This is a genomic window from Actinomadura rugatobispora (genome assembly GCF_042656285.1).
Taxonomy (GTDB): Bacteria; Actinomycetota; Actinomycetes; order Streptosporangiales; family Streptosporangiaceae; genus Spirillospora; species Spirillospora rugatobispora.
In genome coordinates, this window is record NZ_JBHSON010000012.1 from 1 (window position 1) to 16,607 (window position 16,607).

14 protein-coding genes are annotated in these 16,607 nt (G+C 69.9%); 10 read left to right on the forward strand and 4 right to left on the reverse strand.

Going from position 1 to position 16,607, the window contains the following annotated elements; translation table 11 throughout:
• Window positions 1–130 precede the first annotated feature (130 nt).
• The gene (locus ACFPZN_RS10640) at window positions 131–412 is read right to left on the reverse strand and encodes a hypothetical protein (protein WP_378281689.1); all 282 of its coding nucleotides are present in this window, start codon (window positions 410–412) and stop codon (window positions 131–133) included.
• Window positions 413–865: 453 nt separating this feature from the next.
• Here ACFPZN_RS10640 and ACFPZN_RS10645 point away from each other — a divergent pair, with 453 nt between their 5' ends.
• The gene (locus ACFPZN_RS10645) at window positions 866–1,522 is read left to right on the forward strand and encodes a hypothetical protein (RefSeq protein WP_378281690.1); all 657 of its coding nucleotides are present in this window, start codon (window positions 866–868) and stop codon (window positions 1,520–1,522) included.
• A gap of 958 nt (window positions 1,523–2,480) precedes the next feature.
• On the opposite strand, the gene ACFPZN_RS10650 is transcribed toward ACFPZN_RS10645, so the two are convergent.
• Entirely contained in the window at window positions 2,481–3,209 is a 729-nt protein-coding gene (locus ACFPZN_RS10650; RefSeq protein ID WP_378281691.1) for a TetR/AcrR family transcriptional regulator, read from the reverse strand.
• A gap of 181 nt (window positions 3,210–3,390) precedes the next feature.
• Here ACFPZN_RS10650 and ACFPZN_RS10655 point away from each other — a divergent pair, with 181 nt between their 5' ends.
• Both ACFPZN_RS10655 and ACFPZN_RS10660 read left to right on the forward strand, forming a co-directional pair.
• Window positions 3,391–4,143: a siderophore-interacting protein gene (locus tag ACFPZN_RS10655; protein WP_378281692.1), complete on the forward strand. Its 753-nt coding sequence runs from the start codon at window positions 3,391–3,393 to the stop codon at window positions 4,141–4,143.
• A gap of 74 nt (window positions 4,144–4,217) precedes the next feature.
• Window positions 4,218–5,333, forward strand: coding sequence for an FAD-dependent monooxygenase (locus ACFPZN_RS10660; RefSeq protein WP_378281693.1), 1,116 nt, complete (start codon window positions 4,218–4,220; stop codon window positions 5,331–5,333).
• 163 nt (window positions 5,334–5,496) lie between these two features.
• Here the strand turns inward: ACFPZN_RS10660 and ACFPZN_RS10665 are convergent, their stop codons facing one another.
• On the reverse strand, window positions 5,497–6,321 hold the full coding sequence (locus tag ACFPZN_RS10665; protein ID WP_378281694.1) for an SDR family oxidoreductase: 825 nt from the start codon (window positions 6,319–6,321) through the stop codon (window positions 5,497–5,499).
• A gap of 320 nt (window positions 6,322–6,641) precedes the next feature.
• Between ACFPZN_RS10665 and ACFPZN_RS10670 the strand changes: the two genes are divergently transcribed.
• The 4 genes from ACFPZN_RS10670 (at window position 6,642) to ACFPZN_RS10685 (ending at window position 11,049) form a co-directional block, all read left to right on the forward strand.
• Complete coding sequence (locus tag ACFPZN_RS10670; RefSeq protein WP_378281695.1) at window positions 6,642–7,136, forward strand: hypothetical protein; 495 nt, start codon at window positions 6,642–6,644, stop codon at window positions 7,134–7,136.
• Window positions 7,137–7,361: 225 nt separating this feature from the next.
• Window positions 7,362–8,549: a hypothetical protein gene (locus tag ACFPZN_RS10675; RefSeq protein ID WP_378281696.1), complete on the forward strand. Its 1,188-nt coding sequence runs from the start codon at window positions 7,362–7,364 to the stop codon at window positions 8,547–8,549.
• A gap of 579 nt (window positions 8,550–9,128) precedes the next feature.
• A complete protein-coding gene (locus ACFPZN_RS10680; RefSeq protein WP_378281697.1) occupies window positions 9,129–9,467 on the forward strand; it encodes a hypothetical protein in 339 nt (112 codons plus the stop codon).
• A 1,015-nt stretch (window positions 9,468–10,482) separates the two neighbouring features.
• Window positions 10,483–11,049 (forward strand): hypothetical protein, encoded by a 567-nt coding sequence (locus ACFPZN_RS10685; RefSeq protein ID WP_378281698.1) that lies wholly within the window; start codon window positions 10,483–10,485, stop codon window positions 11,047–11,049.
• A 1,092-nt stretch (window positions 11,050–12,141) separates the two neighbouring features.
• Here the strand turns inward: ACFPZN_RS10685 and ACFPZN_RS10690 are convergent.
• Window positions 12,142–12,405 carry a TetR family transcriptional regulator gene (locus ACFPZN_RS10690; protein WP_378281863.1) on the reverse strand — a complete coding sequence of 88 codons (264 nt, stop codon included), beginning with the start codon at window positions 12,403–12,405 and terminating at the stop codon, window positions 12,142–12,144.
• Between the two features lie 11 nt (window positions 12,406–12,416).
• On the opposite strand from ACFPZN_RS10690, the gene ACFPZN_RS10695 reads away from it, so the two are divergent.
• The 3 genes from ACFPZN_RS10695 (at window position 12,417) to ACFPZN_RS10705 (ending at window position 16,530) form a co-directional block, all read left to right on the forward strand.
• Entirely contained in the window at window positions 12,417–13,019 is a 603-nt protein-coding gene (locus tag ACFPZN_RS10695; protein ID WP_378281699.1) for an SDR family oxidoreductase, read from the forward strand.
• A gap of 1,439 nt (window positions 13,020–14,458) precedes the next feature.
• Window positions 14,459–15,622 carry a TolB family protein gene (locus tag ACFPZN_RS10700; protein WP_378281700.1) on the forward strand — a complete coding sequence of 388 codons (1,164 nt, stop codon included), beginning with the start codon at window positions 14,459–14,461 and terminating at the stop codon, window positions 15,620–15,622.
• On the forward strand, window positions 15,619–16,530 hold the full coding sequence (locus tag ACFPZN_RS10705) for a hypothetical protein (RefSeq protein WP_378281701.1): 912 nt from the start codon (window positions 15,619–15,621) through the stop codon (window positions 16,528–16,530). Before ACFPZN_RS10700 ends, ACFPZN_RS10705 begins: the two co-directional genes overlap by 4 nt.
• The last annotated feature ends 77 nt before the right edge of the window (window positions 16,531–16,607 follow it).

The following is a 16,607-nucleotide window of genomic DNA, read 5'->3' on the forward strand; positions in this document are numbered from 1 at the left end:
CGGCCCGCGCGGCTTGGGTCGGAGTGCGGGCGGCGCCGGGGGCGCCGGCGTGCGGCGGCCCCAGGGGATCAAGGCCGGTTCGCCGGACGACGCTCATCCAGCGACGCTGCGCACAGGGTGCGGAGGCCGTTCAGTTGGCGGCGGCGCCCTGCTCGCCAGCAGCGATCGCGGCGGTGCGGGCGGGCACGCGCACCGCCTCCAGGCCCAGTGCGGGCGGCGGCACGCCTGCCGGGGGCGCCGCGCCGATCGCGGCCGCGGCCCGCGCTGCCGCCGACTCGTCGGCGAACGCGTGTCCTCCTGGAGTCGCCGTGGTGCTCCACGCCGCGGATCGCGGGTGACGGCGCCGTGGTGATGCCGGAGCCGGGCCGACGGCCACGTGCCCCGCGTCTGGGTGCGCCGACCCGGCGCCCATGGCCGTAGAGCCTCTCCGGCCCTCGCCGCCTTGGCCGACGACCTCGGGCTGACGGTGACCGTGCGGGCCCCGGCGGAGGGGGGCGTCGGCGCACCCGGCTTGACCGGCCGCGGTGGTCGAGCGGTCTCCCGTCGTCCGGACGCGTGCCTGGATGCGGCGCGTGCCTCGTGACGAGCCGCTCGAATGCCGGGTGGAACCGGCCGCCTCAGCTGCTCAGGGGGTTGCAGGGCAGGTGGGGTGATGGTCGAGGGCGGGAAGGTGCCCCTTCGACTCGGCGCGAGCCAGGCCGCCGCTGGTACTGCGATGTCGTGGTTGAGGACGGTTCTGCCCTCGCTGAGGCTGGTGAGCGTCCTGTCGCCCCGAGAGCACGCGAGCGCGAGGATCGCCGTCTGGTACCGGGCAGGGCATCGCGTCCGGGCCGTCGCTTGCGGCCGGTTCGTGGGAAAATCAGGAATGCCGTACGACGCATCGAAGATCGAGGTTCTTGAGGGGTTCGAGGCGGTCCGCCGTCGTCCGCAGATGTACTTCGGGGGGACGGCACGCGGGAATCCGGCTCTGCCCGGCGTGGCGCTTGCCCTTGTCGTGCAGGACGCCCTGGTCGAGGAGGCGCCGTACGGGCCGCTGACCGTACGAGTCGTCGTCGACGGCCCGCACACGTTCTCGGTCGAGGACGACGGGCCCGGGCTTCCGGTCGAACCGATGTGTCCCGGGCGGCGGCCGGCGATCACGGAGTTGATGACGTCCCTGATGTGCGGCCAGATCCCCATGCGCAGGTGGGGCATGGGGATGGTGACCGCGCTGTGCACGGAGGTCGTCGCGGACGTGTGGCGGGACGGGCGGCACTACCGGCAGCGCGCCGGTTGGCAGGACCTCGAAACCCCGCTCGAGGTGGTGGGAGAGAGCAGCCGGCACGGGACGCGCGTGGCCTACCGCCTGGACGACGCCTACCTGGCGCCGGCGGAGCTTCCGTTTGACCTGATACCGCTGCTGGAGCCGTTGTTCTCATTGCCGCACCATTACGACGAGGTACCGCGTCCGTCGCCGGGGACCATGATCGAGCTGATCGACCACCGGCACGCGAAGCGGACGGCGTCGCTCCGCTCTCCGTGATCGCTCGACGCGCCACGGCCAGTAACCCGCCTGGTGATCTTCGCCCCGGCCACCGTCCACGAACACGGCCGCGACCATCTCGGCGCGGGCCTGCCCGTCCGCCATATGGTCCTGCCCTGCGCCAGGAAACGGCCGTCCTCACCCAGGATCGTGAGCTGCTCGTCGTTCCCAGCCGCCAGTCCGGCAGCTCGGAGCTCTTGCCGCCGTCCGCAGGGGAATGAACCACCGCGAGCATCGAACCGTCCGGGCTCAGCCGCTGGACGCTCATCTGGCGGCCCTTGAGCCTGGGCAGCGCGGCCGGCCCGGGCCTGGTCGACGTGCACCTTGCCGTGTCGTTCGGCGCGCCAGGGGCGGTGACCTTGTCATCGGTGCCGGCGAGCAGGAGGTCGCCGGGCTGGAATCAGTGTGTCCGACGCCGCGCCAGACGATGACCTGCGGTCGTCCCCGCCGGATCTGATGTTCATCGGCTGCGGGGGCGCCGGCGGCCGAAGCCGCCCTCGGAGTCGGTGACCTGGCCGGTGATCCGGCGCGCCTCGTCGGTCACCGGCCAGGTGATCAGGCGCGCCGGGTCGTCCGGCTGGCCGTAGCGGCCGAAGGGGGAACATCGGCGCGACCATTTCCCACATCTCCTCGGTCAGGTTCACCGGCCCCGGGTTGACCGTGTTGAGCTGGTCGGACAGCTGGTCGGCCAGGGGCACGGTGATGCCTTCGAGCGCGGCTTTGGCGGCGCCGTAGGCGACCTCGCCGGGGAGCGGCCGGAATAGGGCGGAAAGGGGCCGCTGCGAGAGCGTTCGCGAGGTCAGTGGCGACGGCGGTTCACGGGGTAGTGGCAGCGGGCCTGGTCAGTGGGGTCGGCGTCAGCGGTGACCTTGGCTGAGGTCTGAGAGGCGGACGTAGGTGCCCAGGCCGGCCAGATGGGCGTAACAGATTCTGTGTCACGGGCAAGCGTGGGAACGGTTCAGGCGGGTGGCGAGTAGTCGAGACCGAGTATGGCGGCCAGGTCGCGGAGGGTCTCCTCGTAGATGGGGGCAGGGTCGGAGTACACGAAGTCGAGCTGGTTGAGGACCTCCATGCACAGCAGCCCGTACAGCCTGATCCAGCAGGACAGGGCCACGTGGAGTGCTTCGATGGGCAGGTCGCGGCCCAGGGAGGTGGCGTAGAGGCGCAGTTGCTCGCGGACGGAAGGGGCCAGGTCTTCGGGCGTGGGGACGGGGAAGCGCTGACGGGTCCACAGCTCCTCGATCTGCTGGAGGAAGACCAGTTCGAAGTCGCGGGCGGCCTGGTTGCGGGGGGTGTCGGGGCGGAGGCGGGCGGAGGCGGCGGCCGGGATGGGGCTGGCGAAGATCCATCCGAACTCGGCGGGGTGGGCGGTGGCCCAGTGGCGCATGGCGCGGCAGGTGGCCAGCAGCCGCTCGGCGGCGGTGCCGTTGGCGGGGTCGTCGCGGGCGGTCTCCATCGCCGTGGTGAGCTCGCGCAGGAAGTCGGCGGTCACGCCCGCGACCAGGTCGTCGTGCGAGGCGAAGTAGTGGTAGAGCGCGGGTCCGCTCATGCCCATCCGGCGGGCGACCGCGTTGATCGTCACCGCCGCGGGCCCCTGGGTGGTCAGCAGCTCGCGGGCGGCCTCGCGGATCTCGGCGAGCGTCGCCTGGCGGAGCTTCTCACGCCTGCGGGCGGTGGGGGCGGCCATGGCGGTCCTTTCTCGGGAACGTTGACAGCCTAGCGGCTCTATGCTTCCTTAGAGGTTCTAAAACTTCTAGAGCCTCTAAGGAGCTGTTCGTGACATGGATTCTGCTCGTCGTCCTGGTGATCGCGGTGTGGTGGGGCATGTCCCGCCGAGCCCGCCGGCGCGACGCACGGAGGGCCTGAGAATGAGAAACCGCATCCGCAAGCCGCTGCGCGGCGCGTTCGCCAAGTACCGCCTGGAGACCACGGTCACCGACACCGGGATGGTCACGCCGACGATGCGGCGGATCCGCCTGGTCGCCGACGAGCCGATCGGCTTCCCCTACGTTCCCGGGCAGCACGTGCGGGTCGAGATCAACGACCCCCTGTCGGTGCCGGGGCTGCTGCGTCCGGGCGAGACGCTGCGCACTTACACCATCTGGGACTTCGATCCGGGCGAGCGCGCGGTCGAACTGCGCGCGCACCTGTACGACGGGGACGGCATCGGGCTGAGGTGGGCGCGCGCGGCCGCCGTGGGGGACCGGGTGCCGGTCTGGTGGCCGCAGGGCGACTTTCACACCCGTCCGGCGCCGTTCCACCTGTTCGCCGGCGAGGAGACCGCGAGCGCGGCGTTCGGTCCGATGCTGCGGGCGCTGGAGCCGGCGGCCCGCGTGTACGGGGTGCTGGAGAGCGAGTCGCCCGAGCACGACCTGCCGATGCCCGGCCCGCACCGGCTGCGCCGCGTGCACCGCCATGGCGCGCCGGCGGTCGCGTCGGCGACGCTGCTGGCGGCGGTGGCCGATCTGGACGTGCCGACCGGCGACGGCGCGGCCTACCTGGCCGGGGAGGCGCGCACCTGCCAGCAGATCCGCGACCACCTGGTCCGCGAGCGCGGCTGGGACCGCCGCTCGATCAAGGTCAAGCCGTTCTGGGCCGTCGGCAAGCGCGGCCTGCACTGACCCGCGAAGAGCGCCGCGCGACGGCCGGCACGGCGTTCCCCGGCGAACGACACTTCCCGACCGAAAGGAAACAGATGCAAGCGCTCATCATCGGAGGCGGAATCGGCGGACTCGCCGCCGCGATCGCCCTGCACCGGTCTGGCTGGCGGGTACAGGTGCTGGAGCAGGCGGCCGAGTTCACCGAGATCGGTGCCGGCCTGTCGATCCAGCCCAACGCGCTGCGCGCACTGGACGCGCTCGAACTGGGCGACCAGGTCCGCGCCCAGGCCGTGACCGACGCCCCCGTCGGCACCCGGCGCGCCGACGGCACCTGGCTGATCCGCAACGACGTCGCCCGGCTCACCCGCCGCTACGGCACGTGGGCGACGCTGCACCGCGCCGACCTGCTCGCCCTGCTGCACCGGGCACTGCCGCCCCAGACGCTGCGACCCGGCGTCCAGGTCCGTCAGGTTCGCCCGGACGGCACCGTGGTGCACAGCGGCGGAACCAGCACCCCCGATGTGGTGGTGGGCGCCGACGGCCTGCACAGCATCACCCGGCGCTCGCTGTGGCCGGACGCTCCCGCACCCCGCTACGCCGGCTACACCACCTTCCGGATGATCACCGCCGCCTATCCCGTCGAGGGCAGCGTGGAGAGCTGGGGGCAGGGCGACCGGTTCGGCTACGCCCCGCTGGCAGACGGACGGATCTACTGCTACGCCATGGTCACCGCCCCGCCGAACAGCACCGGCGGCCTCGCCGACCTGCGGCGCCGGTTTGCCGGCCGGCACAACCCCATCCCCGCCCTGCTGGAGTCGGTGGAGCCCGACGCGGTGCTCCAGCACGACACCTACGAACTGCCCGATCTGAGCACCTACGCGACCGGCCGGGTCGCGCTGCTGGGCGACGCCGCCCACGCCATGACGCCCAACCTCGGCCAGGGCGCAGGCCAGGCGCTCGAAGACGCCGTGGTGCTCGCCCGATCGCTGGAGGCGGCCCGTACCGGCGACACCACGGTCGTCCAAGCCCTGCGCGCCTACGACCGCGCCCGCCGCCCCCGCACCCAGATGATCGCCCGCCGCTCCCGGCAACTCGGTGCGATGGCCGACCCGGCCCGTCTCCCGCTGGCCGCCCGCGACGCGGCCCTGCGGATGGCGCCCGCCTCGGTCTTCGTCCGTTCCATGCACCCGGTCCTGGGCTGGACCGGATGACATCCGCCGACCTTCAACGGCCTCATGGTCACCCCACACCCGCCCGCCCGCACTCCCAACACCTAACGGAGACACCAGGACGATCCTGGTCACCGGCGCGACCGGCGAAGTCGGCCGCAACCTCGTCACCGCACTGCTCGCGGCAGGCCGCTCGATCTGATGTTCATCGGCCGCGGGGGCGCCAGCGGCCGAAGCCGCCCTCGGAGTCGATGACCTGGCCGGTGATCCAGCGCGCCTCGTCGGTCACCAGCCAGGTGATCAGGCGCGCCGGGTCGTCCGGCTCGCCGTAGCGGCCGAACGGGAACATCGGCGCGACCGTTTCCCACATCTCCTCGGTCAGGTACCCGGTGTCCACCGGTCCCGGGTTGACCGTGTTGAGCCTGATCCCCTGGTCGGAAAGCTGGTCGGCCAGGGTCACGGTGATGCCTTCGAGCGCGGCTTTGGCGGCGCCGTAGGCGACCTCGCCGGGGAGCGGGCCGAGGCGCTGGCCGGAGGTCATGAACACCACGGAGCCGCCCGGGCGCCCGTCGTGCCGGTCGGCGAAGGCTTGGGCGAGCAGGATGCACGATCGGGCGTCCACGGCCCAGTGCCGGTCCAGTTCGGTTTCGGTCAGTGCGCCGAGCGGGCCGTCCTGGCCGGTGAGCGCGTGGTTGCAGACCAGCACGTCCAGGTGCCCGAACTCCGCCACGGCGGCGTCGATCACCCGCTCTGGCGCGCCCGGTTCGGCGAGGTCGGCGTGCAGGTCCGCCAGCCGGGCGCCGTCGACGAGGTGAGAGCGCACGTCCGCCAGCACCGCGCCGAGATCATCGGCCCCCCATTCCTGGTCGCGGTCGTGCGGCTGGAAGTGGTGCAGGAAGAGGTCCGCCCCGTACGCCGCCAGCCGGCGGGCGATGGCGTACCCGATGCCGCCGCGGCGGCTCGCCCCCGTGACCAGCGCGGTCCGGCCGGTCAGTGGACGAGGGCTCCTGGCCAGGTCGTCGATGCCCATCCGGCCACCCTCACACGCCCCGCCCGCGATGATCAAACTCCCGAGGTCCGTGACGAACCCACATCATCGGTGCTCTGAGAGACGGGCCCGCCTGGCCGTAATCGGCCGGGCGGCCCCGGCTCGACCTTCAGCCGTCCAGCGACACGACACCGTCGCTGAATCTCCTGGACATCACCCCCCCCACGACCGTCGCTCAGACCAACGCACCGGCATTGCTGCTCTCACGGCCACAGCCGCATCTCCGGCGATCACCGTCCCCGATGTCACCGGGGTGCGGTTGCATGGGGGCCGTCCACTGAAGATCGAAAAGGGAGGGACCGATGACGGAGCCCCCGCCCGGGACCCGGCCGCGTCTGTGGGAACGCCCCGCCCTCACCTGGCGGCTGGTCACCCTCGTCGTTTCGGTGTTCCCGCAGGTGCTTTTCAACCCGGTGCCACGCCTGCTCCCTCGGCCCGCACGACAGGACGACGCCGTCCTCGGGACGGGCATCGCGCACACCGACACCGCGGTGATCGTCGCGGGCTACGGACCGACCCCGCTGCCGGCGGCATGGTTCGAGTACCTGACCAGTTCGGGCCTGGTCCCACTGGCCCTGGCGGTGGCTTTGATGCTCCCCGGCGTGCCCGGCCGCCGCGCCGCTTTCGCGGCCATGTGGGCGCTGACCGCGGGAGGACTGCTCGCCGCGTATGTCGCGACGTCGCAGGGGACCGGCTACGTGTCGGTGTTCTGCCCGTTCTACCTGCTGGCCGCCGTCGTCCTCGCCGCCGCCGGAATGCGAGCCGCCCTCAACCTGCCTAGGCCGACCACCGAGTGACCTCTGGCCCAGGCCCCGTGGTCACCAGGTCACCTCGGGGATATCCGCGTCCGCTGGGAAGGGCTGTTGCAAGCTGAGACGGCCACGATGGATTCCGGTGGGATCCAACACACACGGGTGGACGATCATGGCGCGGTCGGCGGCCCCAGATCGCTCTACCAGGAACTGGCCGCGCGGCGCGGGCGTCGGTATCTGCGGACCATTCATGCTCGATGAGGAGCCGCCGTGCAGCCGGACCATCCGGACGAACTGTGGAACGAGGCCGCGGGGCATGCGCTGCTGGGCGCCGCTCTCCCGAGTGAGCCGATCATCACGTTCGAGGAGGACGGGGGCGGCCTGCGCCGCGTGGAGTTCGGCAGCGGGACCTGGGGCATCGCGTGGGTCGACGGCGGCCGGGCCGTCACCTACGGCTTCGACCTCGACTACAGCACCGCCCGCCGCCGACTCCCGCCCGTGGACCTGCTCGCGGGGGCGCCGGGCTGGTTTCCCTGGGACTATGTCCACGCCGCCCAGAAGGAGATCCAGCTGGTCTCGTGGGTTCACTGGTGGGACGGGGAGACCTGGGCGCGGGCCGAGTACCCCGGCGACATGGACGGCGTCCCCGACTCCGGCGGCGAGGAGTCCTTCGAAGGCTACGCCGATGGCTCGGAGGACCCGGACGCGGCGCGCGATGCCTACGACGACCTGATGGCGGCAGTGGCGGCCCGCGCCGTGGACACGGCGGTGATCGAGGCCCTGTACGCGCCGCTGGAAGAGGCCCTGCAGCCGCCCGACCTCACGGCGCCGGTCGCGGAGGTCCTGGATCTGGCGCGGCGGCTCGGCGTGACGCCTGGGGCCTCGCGGCCGGAGCTCGCCGCCGGGACCGGCGAGCCCGCCGTGCGGCGCGTGCACATCATGGACTTGGAACAGGTGGAAGGGGCGATCGCGAAGGCGATGCGCAACTCGTTCGAGCTGGACCGTCCAGCGCCCTCCGCCGACCCCGACGAGGTCGCCGCGTGGGTGCGCGCGAACCTGGGCGAGACCTCCATCGAGGTCGCCTACACGGGCACCGACCGACCCGGTCACAACTACAAGCTCGGCATCGGATGGGGAAAGATGGCCGATGCCGAGCTGTCCGCGCTGCTGGACGCGTGGCGGGAGCGGGAGGCCGACCCAGAGCGTGGCCGGTGGACGCACGCCCGTGTCGCGGTCACCGCCGACGGGTTCACCGCCGACCGCGCCTACGACCATCTGCCCGTCTGGTGGGACGGGTTCAGGGTCCACCTGACCGGGCTGCGTGCGGAGATGGCGTCCCGTGCGTCGCGGTGGCGCCCGTCCTGGACCGGGCTGCTGGACCAGGACCTCGCCCACGAGGGGGTCCCGCTGGAACTGACGTGGCGGCCTGGTGAACGCTTCCAGTCACTGGCCGGCTGACATCCTCAACCTGGATGAGCTCCGCGCCGCGTTCGGCGGCCCTGTGGGCTCTGGCCGCAGGACGGCGGGGTCGCTCAGGGATGGGTAAAGGAACGAGAGGCTGAGGAGGGCGGCTATGACGAGTTTCCCCAAGTGGAGCGACGTGCGTGCCGAGGTCGTGGCCGGAGCCGGGGGTGAGGAGGGTGTCGCCCGGGCCCGTCAGCGGAATCAGGCATATATCGATGAGCATCGGCTCGCTGAGCGGCGCAAGAGTCTCGGGCTGTCGCGGGATCGGATGGGCGTGACCAAGAGCCGGGTCTCCCAGATCGAACGCTTGCTACGTGGAGGCCCTGGGCGGACAGATCCAGATCTCGGCCGTGTTCGGTGACGATCTCTATACATCGTGCGGGGCACTGACACCGACGCCGCGTAGCCGAGCCAGTATGCCGCGACGTCGCTGGGGGACAGCCACGCGTCAAGGCGCTTGGTCCGTCATGCTGCCGAGACCAGTGAACAAAACCGTATCCTCACGGCATGTAGTCGAGCTACTACTCTTCGCTTAGGTTGGTGGTGCAGCCCGTCTGTTCGAAGAGAGTTCCCATGATCAAGCTTCTCGCTCCGGTCCTCTTGGCGGCCGCCCTGGTCGGCGTTCCCGCCACCGCTGCTCACGCCCTGGCGGGCGACAGCGTCGACCTGTTCGGCGGCCAGTCCCACACCCTGCCGGTAAAGAACGTGAAACCCGGTACGGGCGGGGGATGCACGCCCCTGGCGCAGCCGTTCCACGCCGGCTCTGCGTGGAACCACTCCGCCGTCTACACCGCCCACCTGTACTCCGGCGTCAGCTGTGACGGGGTCGTCCATGCCGTAGTGGGCCCCGGCGTCGACACGAACTTCACCCCCGAATTCGAGGTCGGATCGATCCTGTTCGGGACGGCGTGAGCGGGCGGCGGCCCTGACGGACGACAGCGACCGGGTCCGAGGGCGTGCTCACCGACGAACTCACCGCCCGCTGACTCCTGCCCGTGCCCCGGGTCGGTCGAGGCCGCCGACCGTGTTCGCCACCGCCACCTTCCGGCACAGCCGACCTCATCAACACGGTGGTCAACGCCCACAACTCGGCCGACCAAGCACGCCGTGCGCGGATCCGAGCCCGCGCGGTGGCACGTCGTCGCCGTCGCGGCACGCACCGGGCGCCGGATCGTACTCGAGGGGCTGAGTGGGATAGGCGAACGGGTTCCGGTTCCTCGCGACCAGCGAGCGCGCTTGTCTTTCTGGCCGTTCCGCCGGCTCGCTGTGTTCATCACCTACAAAGCCCGCAGCCAATGTGTGCCGCCGCTCGTGCTGGTACATCGCTCAGCGCTGCCCGCGCACGCCCGAACCCGCCCCGTCATAGCCGGGGCGGGTGGATGCGACCCGTGACCGTCCCGCCGTAAGGGGCAGTCGGGAGCGTGAACCACGTCCTGGCCGAGTCAACAAGCCCCGCGCTTCAGGGCCGAGTACTCGGCGGGAGTCCTGGTTGCACTTCTTGACGCCTTCGCCGGAGCCGTTGCCGTCCACGCTGTTGCCGGACCGGCCATCGGCGGTGCGCCACTTCACCTGGACGCCCCAGCCGCCACCGACAGTGAGTTCTTGTACCGCTTCGAGTCGGCGCTGGCCGGACCGGCCGCGGGCCCGACAGCGTCGACGGCCATCACAGGCGCCTCGGTGCAGCGGGCGAGCTTGCCGGACAGATTCCAGGTTCGTTGTTCAACCTCCGCTGCGGTGTGCTCGGGCTGCGTGATCGTGACAGGATGGCGAGATACAGCACATACTCGATGACCTGGGCAGCTTGACTCCACGAGCGCGGCAGTTCTTGAGCTCCTGGGCTCTCCGCGAGCCGTTCGACGCCTCGGTTGATGACGAGGTTCTCCGGTCCCAACTGCGAGAGCGCCACGGGATCGCAGACGATCGGGCGTTGCGGTTGTTGCGCGAGACACAGCAGCGTTACGGCGGGCTGGCCTTCTACAACCCTGCCGTGCATTTCGGCGAACGAATGAGTTTCGAGCCTCGGCCTGACTTCGGCGGGGCCGATGACGAGCCGTGGATCGACCTGATCGAGCACACGACTTCGATCCCCTGGTCAATCCTGCTCAGAATCGATGGGTCCGTCGCCTATACGGTGAGCGGCCCAGGATGGACACCGGATGGTGTGGTCAAGGTATTCGGCCACCCCGATGTCCTCATTGAGGACGCCGCACTACACGAAGAGTCCGCCAGTCGAGCCTGGAAGCGCTCCGAGCCGCTCAGCCTGCCGGATGCCGAGCACATCCGGAAGCGCGCCACAGGGCTCCGGCTCTTGGCGGAGGGGTCGGGGCTGACGCAGTGGTGGTGGGAGGGTGAGGGGTATCGAGCCTTCTTGTCCACCACGGTGGGCCGTCTGTTCCCCGCCTCTGGCAGGTCCACCTGCACCATCGAAGTGTGGGCCGACACCGGGCGCGGAGCCCAAGCCGCCGAGGCCCAACTGCTGGACCGTCTCGCATAGACGACCTCCAGACAACGTAGCGGCCTTCGCACGATCATGGGTGCTGCTGAAGCACCGGATGCGCTGTTCGAGCTGGCCGACGCGCTGTTGTGCTCCGACGGGCCGGTGAGATCCTTGGTAGATCCTGCGTTGGCTCCCTGGTCACGGAGCTTTGTACGACGGATCGAACAGTGGGCGTCCGGATGTTGCGCTGTTCCGGCAGTCGTCGTCCACGCTGCCGTTGCCGCAGACCGCCGACGGACGGATCGGGCTGGAGGCGGATGTGTCGCCATGGCTACGGTCGGACGCGCAGACCTCCGCAGAGCGGCGGTCCTGACGGACGACGGCGACCGCCGGGGCGTGCGACCCCGTTCCCGGTGACCGGGCCCGAGGGTGTGCTCACCGACGACCTCACCGCATGCGAACTCCTGCCCCCTCGGGCCCACTGGGTCGGTCGAGGCCGCCGACGCGTTCGCCTCTCCGCCACCTTCTGGCACAGCCGACCTCATCAACACGATGGTCAACGCCCACAGCTCAGCCGACCAGCACGCACTGCGCGGACCCGAGCCCGCCCGGTGGCAGGACGTCGCGCAAGGGGCATGACCCGTGCGAAGGCACCGGACTTGCCGCTTACGGCACATCCGTGAACGGCACCCGGTCATCTCTTGCCGGCCTGCCGGCCGCTGGTGTCGCCGATCTCTCCGTCCTCTTCTCGGGGAAGTCCTTGCTGCACTTCTTGATGCCCTTGCCGTCCACGCAGTTGCCGGACCGGCCATCGGCGGTGCGCCACTTCACCCGGACACCCTGCTGTTGCGGGGGCGGACGTTCGTGAGGCCAGCGATGAGGGATTGACGCGTCGGGCGCGTTGATCGCGAGCATCAGGCGGCCAACCCTCGCAGCGCGAGTTCGACCTGATGCTCAATCGTGCCCGGCGCCGGTTCGGAGATGAGCTGCACGATCCGGATGAGGCCGAGCAACTGGTATGCGGTGACGTCCGGAGCGAGGGTGCGGTCGGTGGCGGATCGCTCGATGGCTCCGCGGCCGACGGTTCTCAGATGGGCAAGGCATCGCTCAAGATCCGCGTCGCAGGGGATCCGCCCGCGAGTAGGTCGATCATGGCCTTGTTGGCGGTGAGTTGAGCCGGCGTCCTGGTGAAGAACTCTCGCAGTCCGCGATCGCTGACGCCCGATCGGGGAGGTGCGTGACGGCGAGGTCGGACCCGGTGATGGCCTGCGCGAGGTCTTCCCTGGTGGGGAAGTGCCGGTAGAGCGTGCCGATGCCGACTCCGGCCGCTGCCGCGACCGCACGCATGTCGACGGAAAGGCCGTGGTGTCGGAACGCGTCTTCGGCGGCCCGGAACCTGTGTTCCGGAATGATGGGAGTGCGTCGTGGGGGCGATCGTGGTCACGGGAGGCACGGACGGGATGGGCGCCGCCCTGGCGCGCCACTACCTCGCAGCAGGAGACCGAGTGGTGGTGATCGGACGTAGCCGCGCCAAGTTCGAGGCGCTGGTTGCGGCCGCGGCGAGCCAGTCCCCTTCGGCGCCGTCCAGGGCCGAGTTCATCGCGGCCGTCCTCTCCCTCATTGAGGACGGTCGCTGCGTGGTCAACCCGCTGGAGGAGAGCCACGAACGTATCGACGCGCTGGTACTGGCGGCGTCGTTCATCCGGCATCGCCTACACGGCACCCCCGAGGGGCACGAGGCGTCCTGGTCGCTGTTCTTCCTCAGCAAGTACCTGTGTGTCACGCGGCTCGCCGACCTTCTGCGGGAGACGGTCGACGGGTTCCCCTTCAAACGATCGAACGCTCAGCAGCGTCGAGCAAACGAACTGCCCGGAATCCTCGCCACCGACCAGAACTCGGATCTCGGTTACGTCATCTGGGGACCCGCCCGGCTGGTTCGCTCCAGCTTCGCCGGTGAAGTGGGGACGGGCGTGAAGATCGCCGCCCGCCGTTCTGGGGCCGTTGCTGGGCCAACGTCCCCACAGTAGCCCGGCCTTACCCGCCGGTTCGTCCAGCAACGACGTGCACGGCCTGCCGTACCGGTGTCTGCCAGCGCACATGGCAGCACGCACCTGTGTGAATGCGCCTACCGCTGAGCGAGAATCAAACTCTTGACACGCGAAATCCGTAATGCGATTCTACATTCACTCTGGTGTCGCAGATCACAGGGATGGGTGATGCGATCCGACCGACAAGGCATGAACGCCGGACCGGCCGGCTGCGCGCGGGGCGCCTTGGTGCTGCCGCGGTTCGCCTGCCTGGTGTCGAGCATCCGGGACGAGCGGACGAGCCTGTCCCGGGAATCACGAGGCGGCCGCCCCGCCTGGAGCAGTACACGACTTCGGTGACATCACCACGTACTCGAGGCCGCTTCTGATTGGGACGTCCGGCGTAGTGGCCACCGGTCACACCGTGCAGGCAACGACGAACGAGGCTGATGCAAGGTGTTCAAGAGACCGATACATCGTCACGAGTGGAGGCTGGTTTCCGGAGTGGGCGCCGCCGTGGTGGTCGCTTCCGCGGTGCCGCAGGCGGCCGCGGGGCAAGCGGCTGGAGAATCACTCTCGCAGGCCCGGGTCCAGGTCGATTTCCGGGCCCGGTAAGGCCGGTTGCTGCGCACCGAGCGGTTCAAAACCTTGCGAACCCAACGGTCTCATGCGGGTCTGAGCAACGCCGAGGCGAACACATGTGTTGCCCGCGTCCCTGATCAAGCAGAGGCGGTAACCCGCCGAGAAAAAGCGGATCCTCAAGATGGTCATCAAAGGGCTGAAGGAGCGCTACCCGAAAATCGAGTACATCGAAGCCAACCAGGCTAAGGCCAGTTGCAACAGGTCGACGAGAGAATCGTCGACCTCGGCAAGCGCTCCACCGAGAGCGTCGACCTCGATCCCAACGCGGTGATCATCGGAGGCCGCCGCGGATGCACGGTCACTGATTCATGTGTGGGTCCGTTCCTCCCCGCGGCGGCGCCGACATGGGGACGGAACGGGCACGGCGCCTGCTTGTCTGATTAGTTGAGAAGCAAGGGGCCGGTGGCAGAATTGGCCGTCTGGCCCGTCGCTGAACTCGTCGCGACCGACTTCTTCACCGCTGCCCTGCCCGGCGTGCACACTGCAATGTCGTCCTGTCTGTCGAGCTGTTCAACGAGCGGCTCCCGATTGCCGAGTCGCCGACCGGTGATTGCTCGACGAGCCGTCCAAATACGTCGATATCTGGGCTGTCTCCCGCGAAATCGGCTAGAAGGACCAGCACCCTATGCGGGCCCCAGAGATCGTCCTTGACTTCCACGCCAATACGTGTGAGGTTGCTCATACCTAAACCTGAGAGTGTCGTTTTAAAAATTTGGATCTAGGTTTCTTTCTGGCCTGGTGGTCCGGTTCGGAGCGCCCGGCCGTTCACCTCTGGCTCCTTTCCGAAAGTGAGGCGAATGGTGATCGGAGTTACCCGACGGATCGGCCGCGGCCTGCTCGTGGTCGCACTGGCCGTGGCCGGTACGACCGCAGCCGGTGAGACACCGCCCGAGTCGCCATTGGACGATCTGCCCGAGCACATCGTCCAGTTGCCCCTGCCAGAGGGGATGAACGCGTCGAGGCCCCAGTGGGCACCCGACGGGCGCAGCCTGTATGTGATCGACGAGCGCGGCGAGGTCTGGGACTACCGGGTCGACCTCGGCCACGGGCGTGCGGACGGTCGGCGGCCCCGGGCCCGGGTGCTGACCGGGAGCTTCGCGCCGCCGGTGCTGAGAGCCACGCCGCTGACGAACGGTGACCTGGTGTTGTGCGCCCCGGGCGAAGCGACCGGCGGACGATTCGACGGCCGGATCTGGCTCATGCGGCAGCCGCTCGGTCACAGTGCCCCGGTGCCCCTGGGCGAACGGTGCTGGGAGGGTATCGCCGTGTCGGGGGCGCGTGGCTCGACCACCATCGCCTGGGCCCGCTCGGACTACGACTTCGACGACCCGGACAGGGACATCTTGAACGCACCCTCGCAACTGTTCACCGGTCGCATCCGTTACGACCGCCGGGGCACCCCCTCCCTGGTCGACCGGACGCTGCTCCTCGACCGCAACGACGTCGCGCGACCGATCGCCTTGCTGGAGCCCCAGGACTTCCGCACCGTGCGCGGGCACCGTGGTGTCGATCGCGAGCTGCTCTTCACGACCTACGGCCACCAGGGCTCCGAGGTCACGAGCGTGGACCGGGTGACGGGCGAGATCGTCAACCACTCCCGGTCACCGTGGTACGAGGAGGCGGAGGGCATCGATCCGGCCGGCCGCTGGATCGCCGTGGAGCGGGACCCCAGAAGCGAGGTCGGCCCGCTCGCCATCGACATCTGGCGGGTGGCCTTGGACGGTGAGGCTCGCTGGCAGCGGCTCACGCACTTCACCGACTTCAAGGGCTACGGCGCCAACCAGCCGGTCATATCGCCCGATCGCCGAAGGATCGCCTTCACGTTGAAAGACGCGAACGACGCACACGGCGACGGCTCGGCGCTGCTGCTGTTCGACCTTGAGGCGTGGCAGGCCGGCGGGCCGGACGCCTGGAGGGTCGAGCCCGACCGGCTGCCGCCCTACTCCCGGCCCCGGTCATGAAGCGTCCGATCCGGCGCCTGGGCATCGTGGCGCTCGCCGGCCTCCTGTGCCTCGCGATCTCTGGGGCAGACGCGTCAAGCGCCAGGGGCGACGCGGATGACGCGGCCCCGAAGCAGTCCAAGAACGGGGCGGGCTGCCGCACCGCCGAGCCGGTCGGGCGGTTCCACCCGGCCGAGGACCTCCTGATCGCGAACTTCGACAACAAGCCTGACACCGATGACCTGCTGGCGGCGGCCGGGTTGACGACCATGCTGCGCGACGAGCGCCTGGCATGTGTGCGTTACGTCGCCGCGACCGGCACCTACGGCAACAACCCGGGCAGCTTCATCGACGCGACCTCGCTGTTCAATCTCGCGTTCGGCAGGGCATGGGCGGATGCGCACGCCGACCGGCCTGCCGCGGTGGCGTTCCTGGCCAAGCACGCCCTGAAGACACTGCGCCGCGGGGGCGACGTGTGGATCATGGAAGCGGGCCAGTCGGACGTGACCGCGGCAGTGGCCCGGCGCATCGCCGAGAAGGCGCCGGCCGTCGATATGAGGTCACGGGTGCATCTCGTCCAGCACAGCGAGGTCAACGAGTATCTGACGACACCCGCGGCACTCGCCTACGTGCGGGACCACCTCGACTACATCAAGATCGCCAACGGCAACGAGGTCGGCAACGGGACACCGGGCTTCAAGACCTTCGGCGGCACGGCGTGGCCCGCCCTCCTGGCCGACCCGGAAAGCGGGAAGGTATGGGCCAAGGCCAGGCGCTTGGCGTTGGAGTTCAATCCGACCTCGGCCTACCCTAACGAGGCCATCGCCGCGGGCGGTCTGGACTTCTCCGACCTGGTCGAAGCGGCATACGTCTTCGGCTTCGAGGACTTGGTCGATGTCGAAGACTTCGCCTCGGAGTTCGCGCCATGACGGCATCCGAAGCGTCGGGGATGGGGCTCCGGTCCCGCCGGGACCGTCCTGGGGCGTCATGCCGCGGTGGGGTGGCC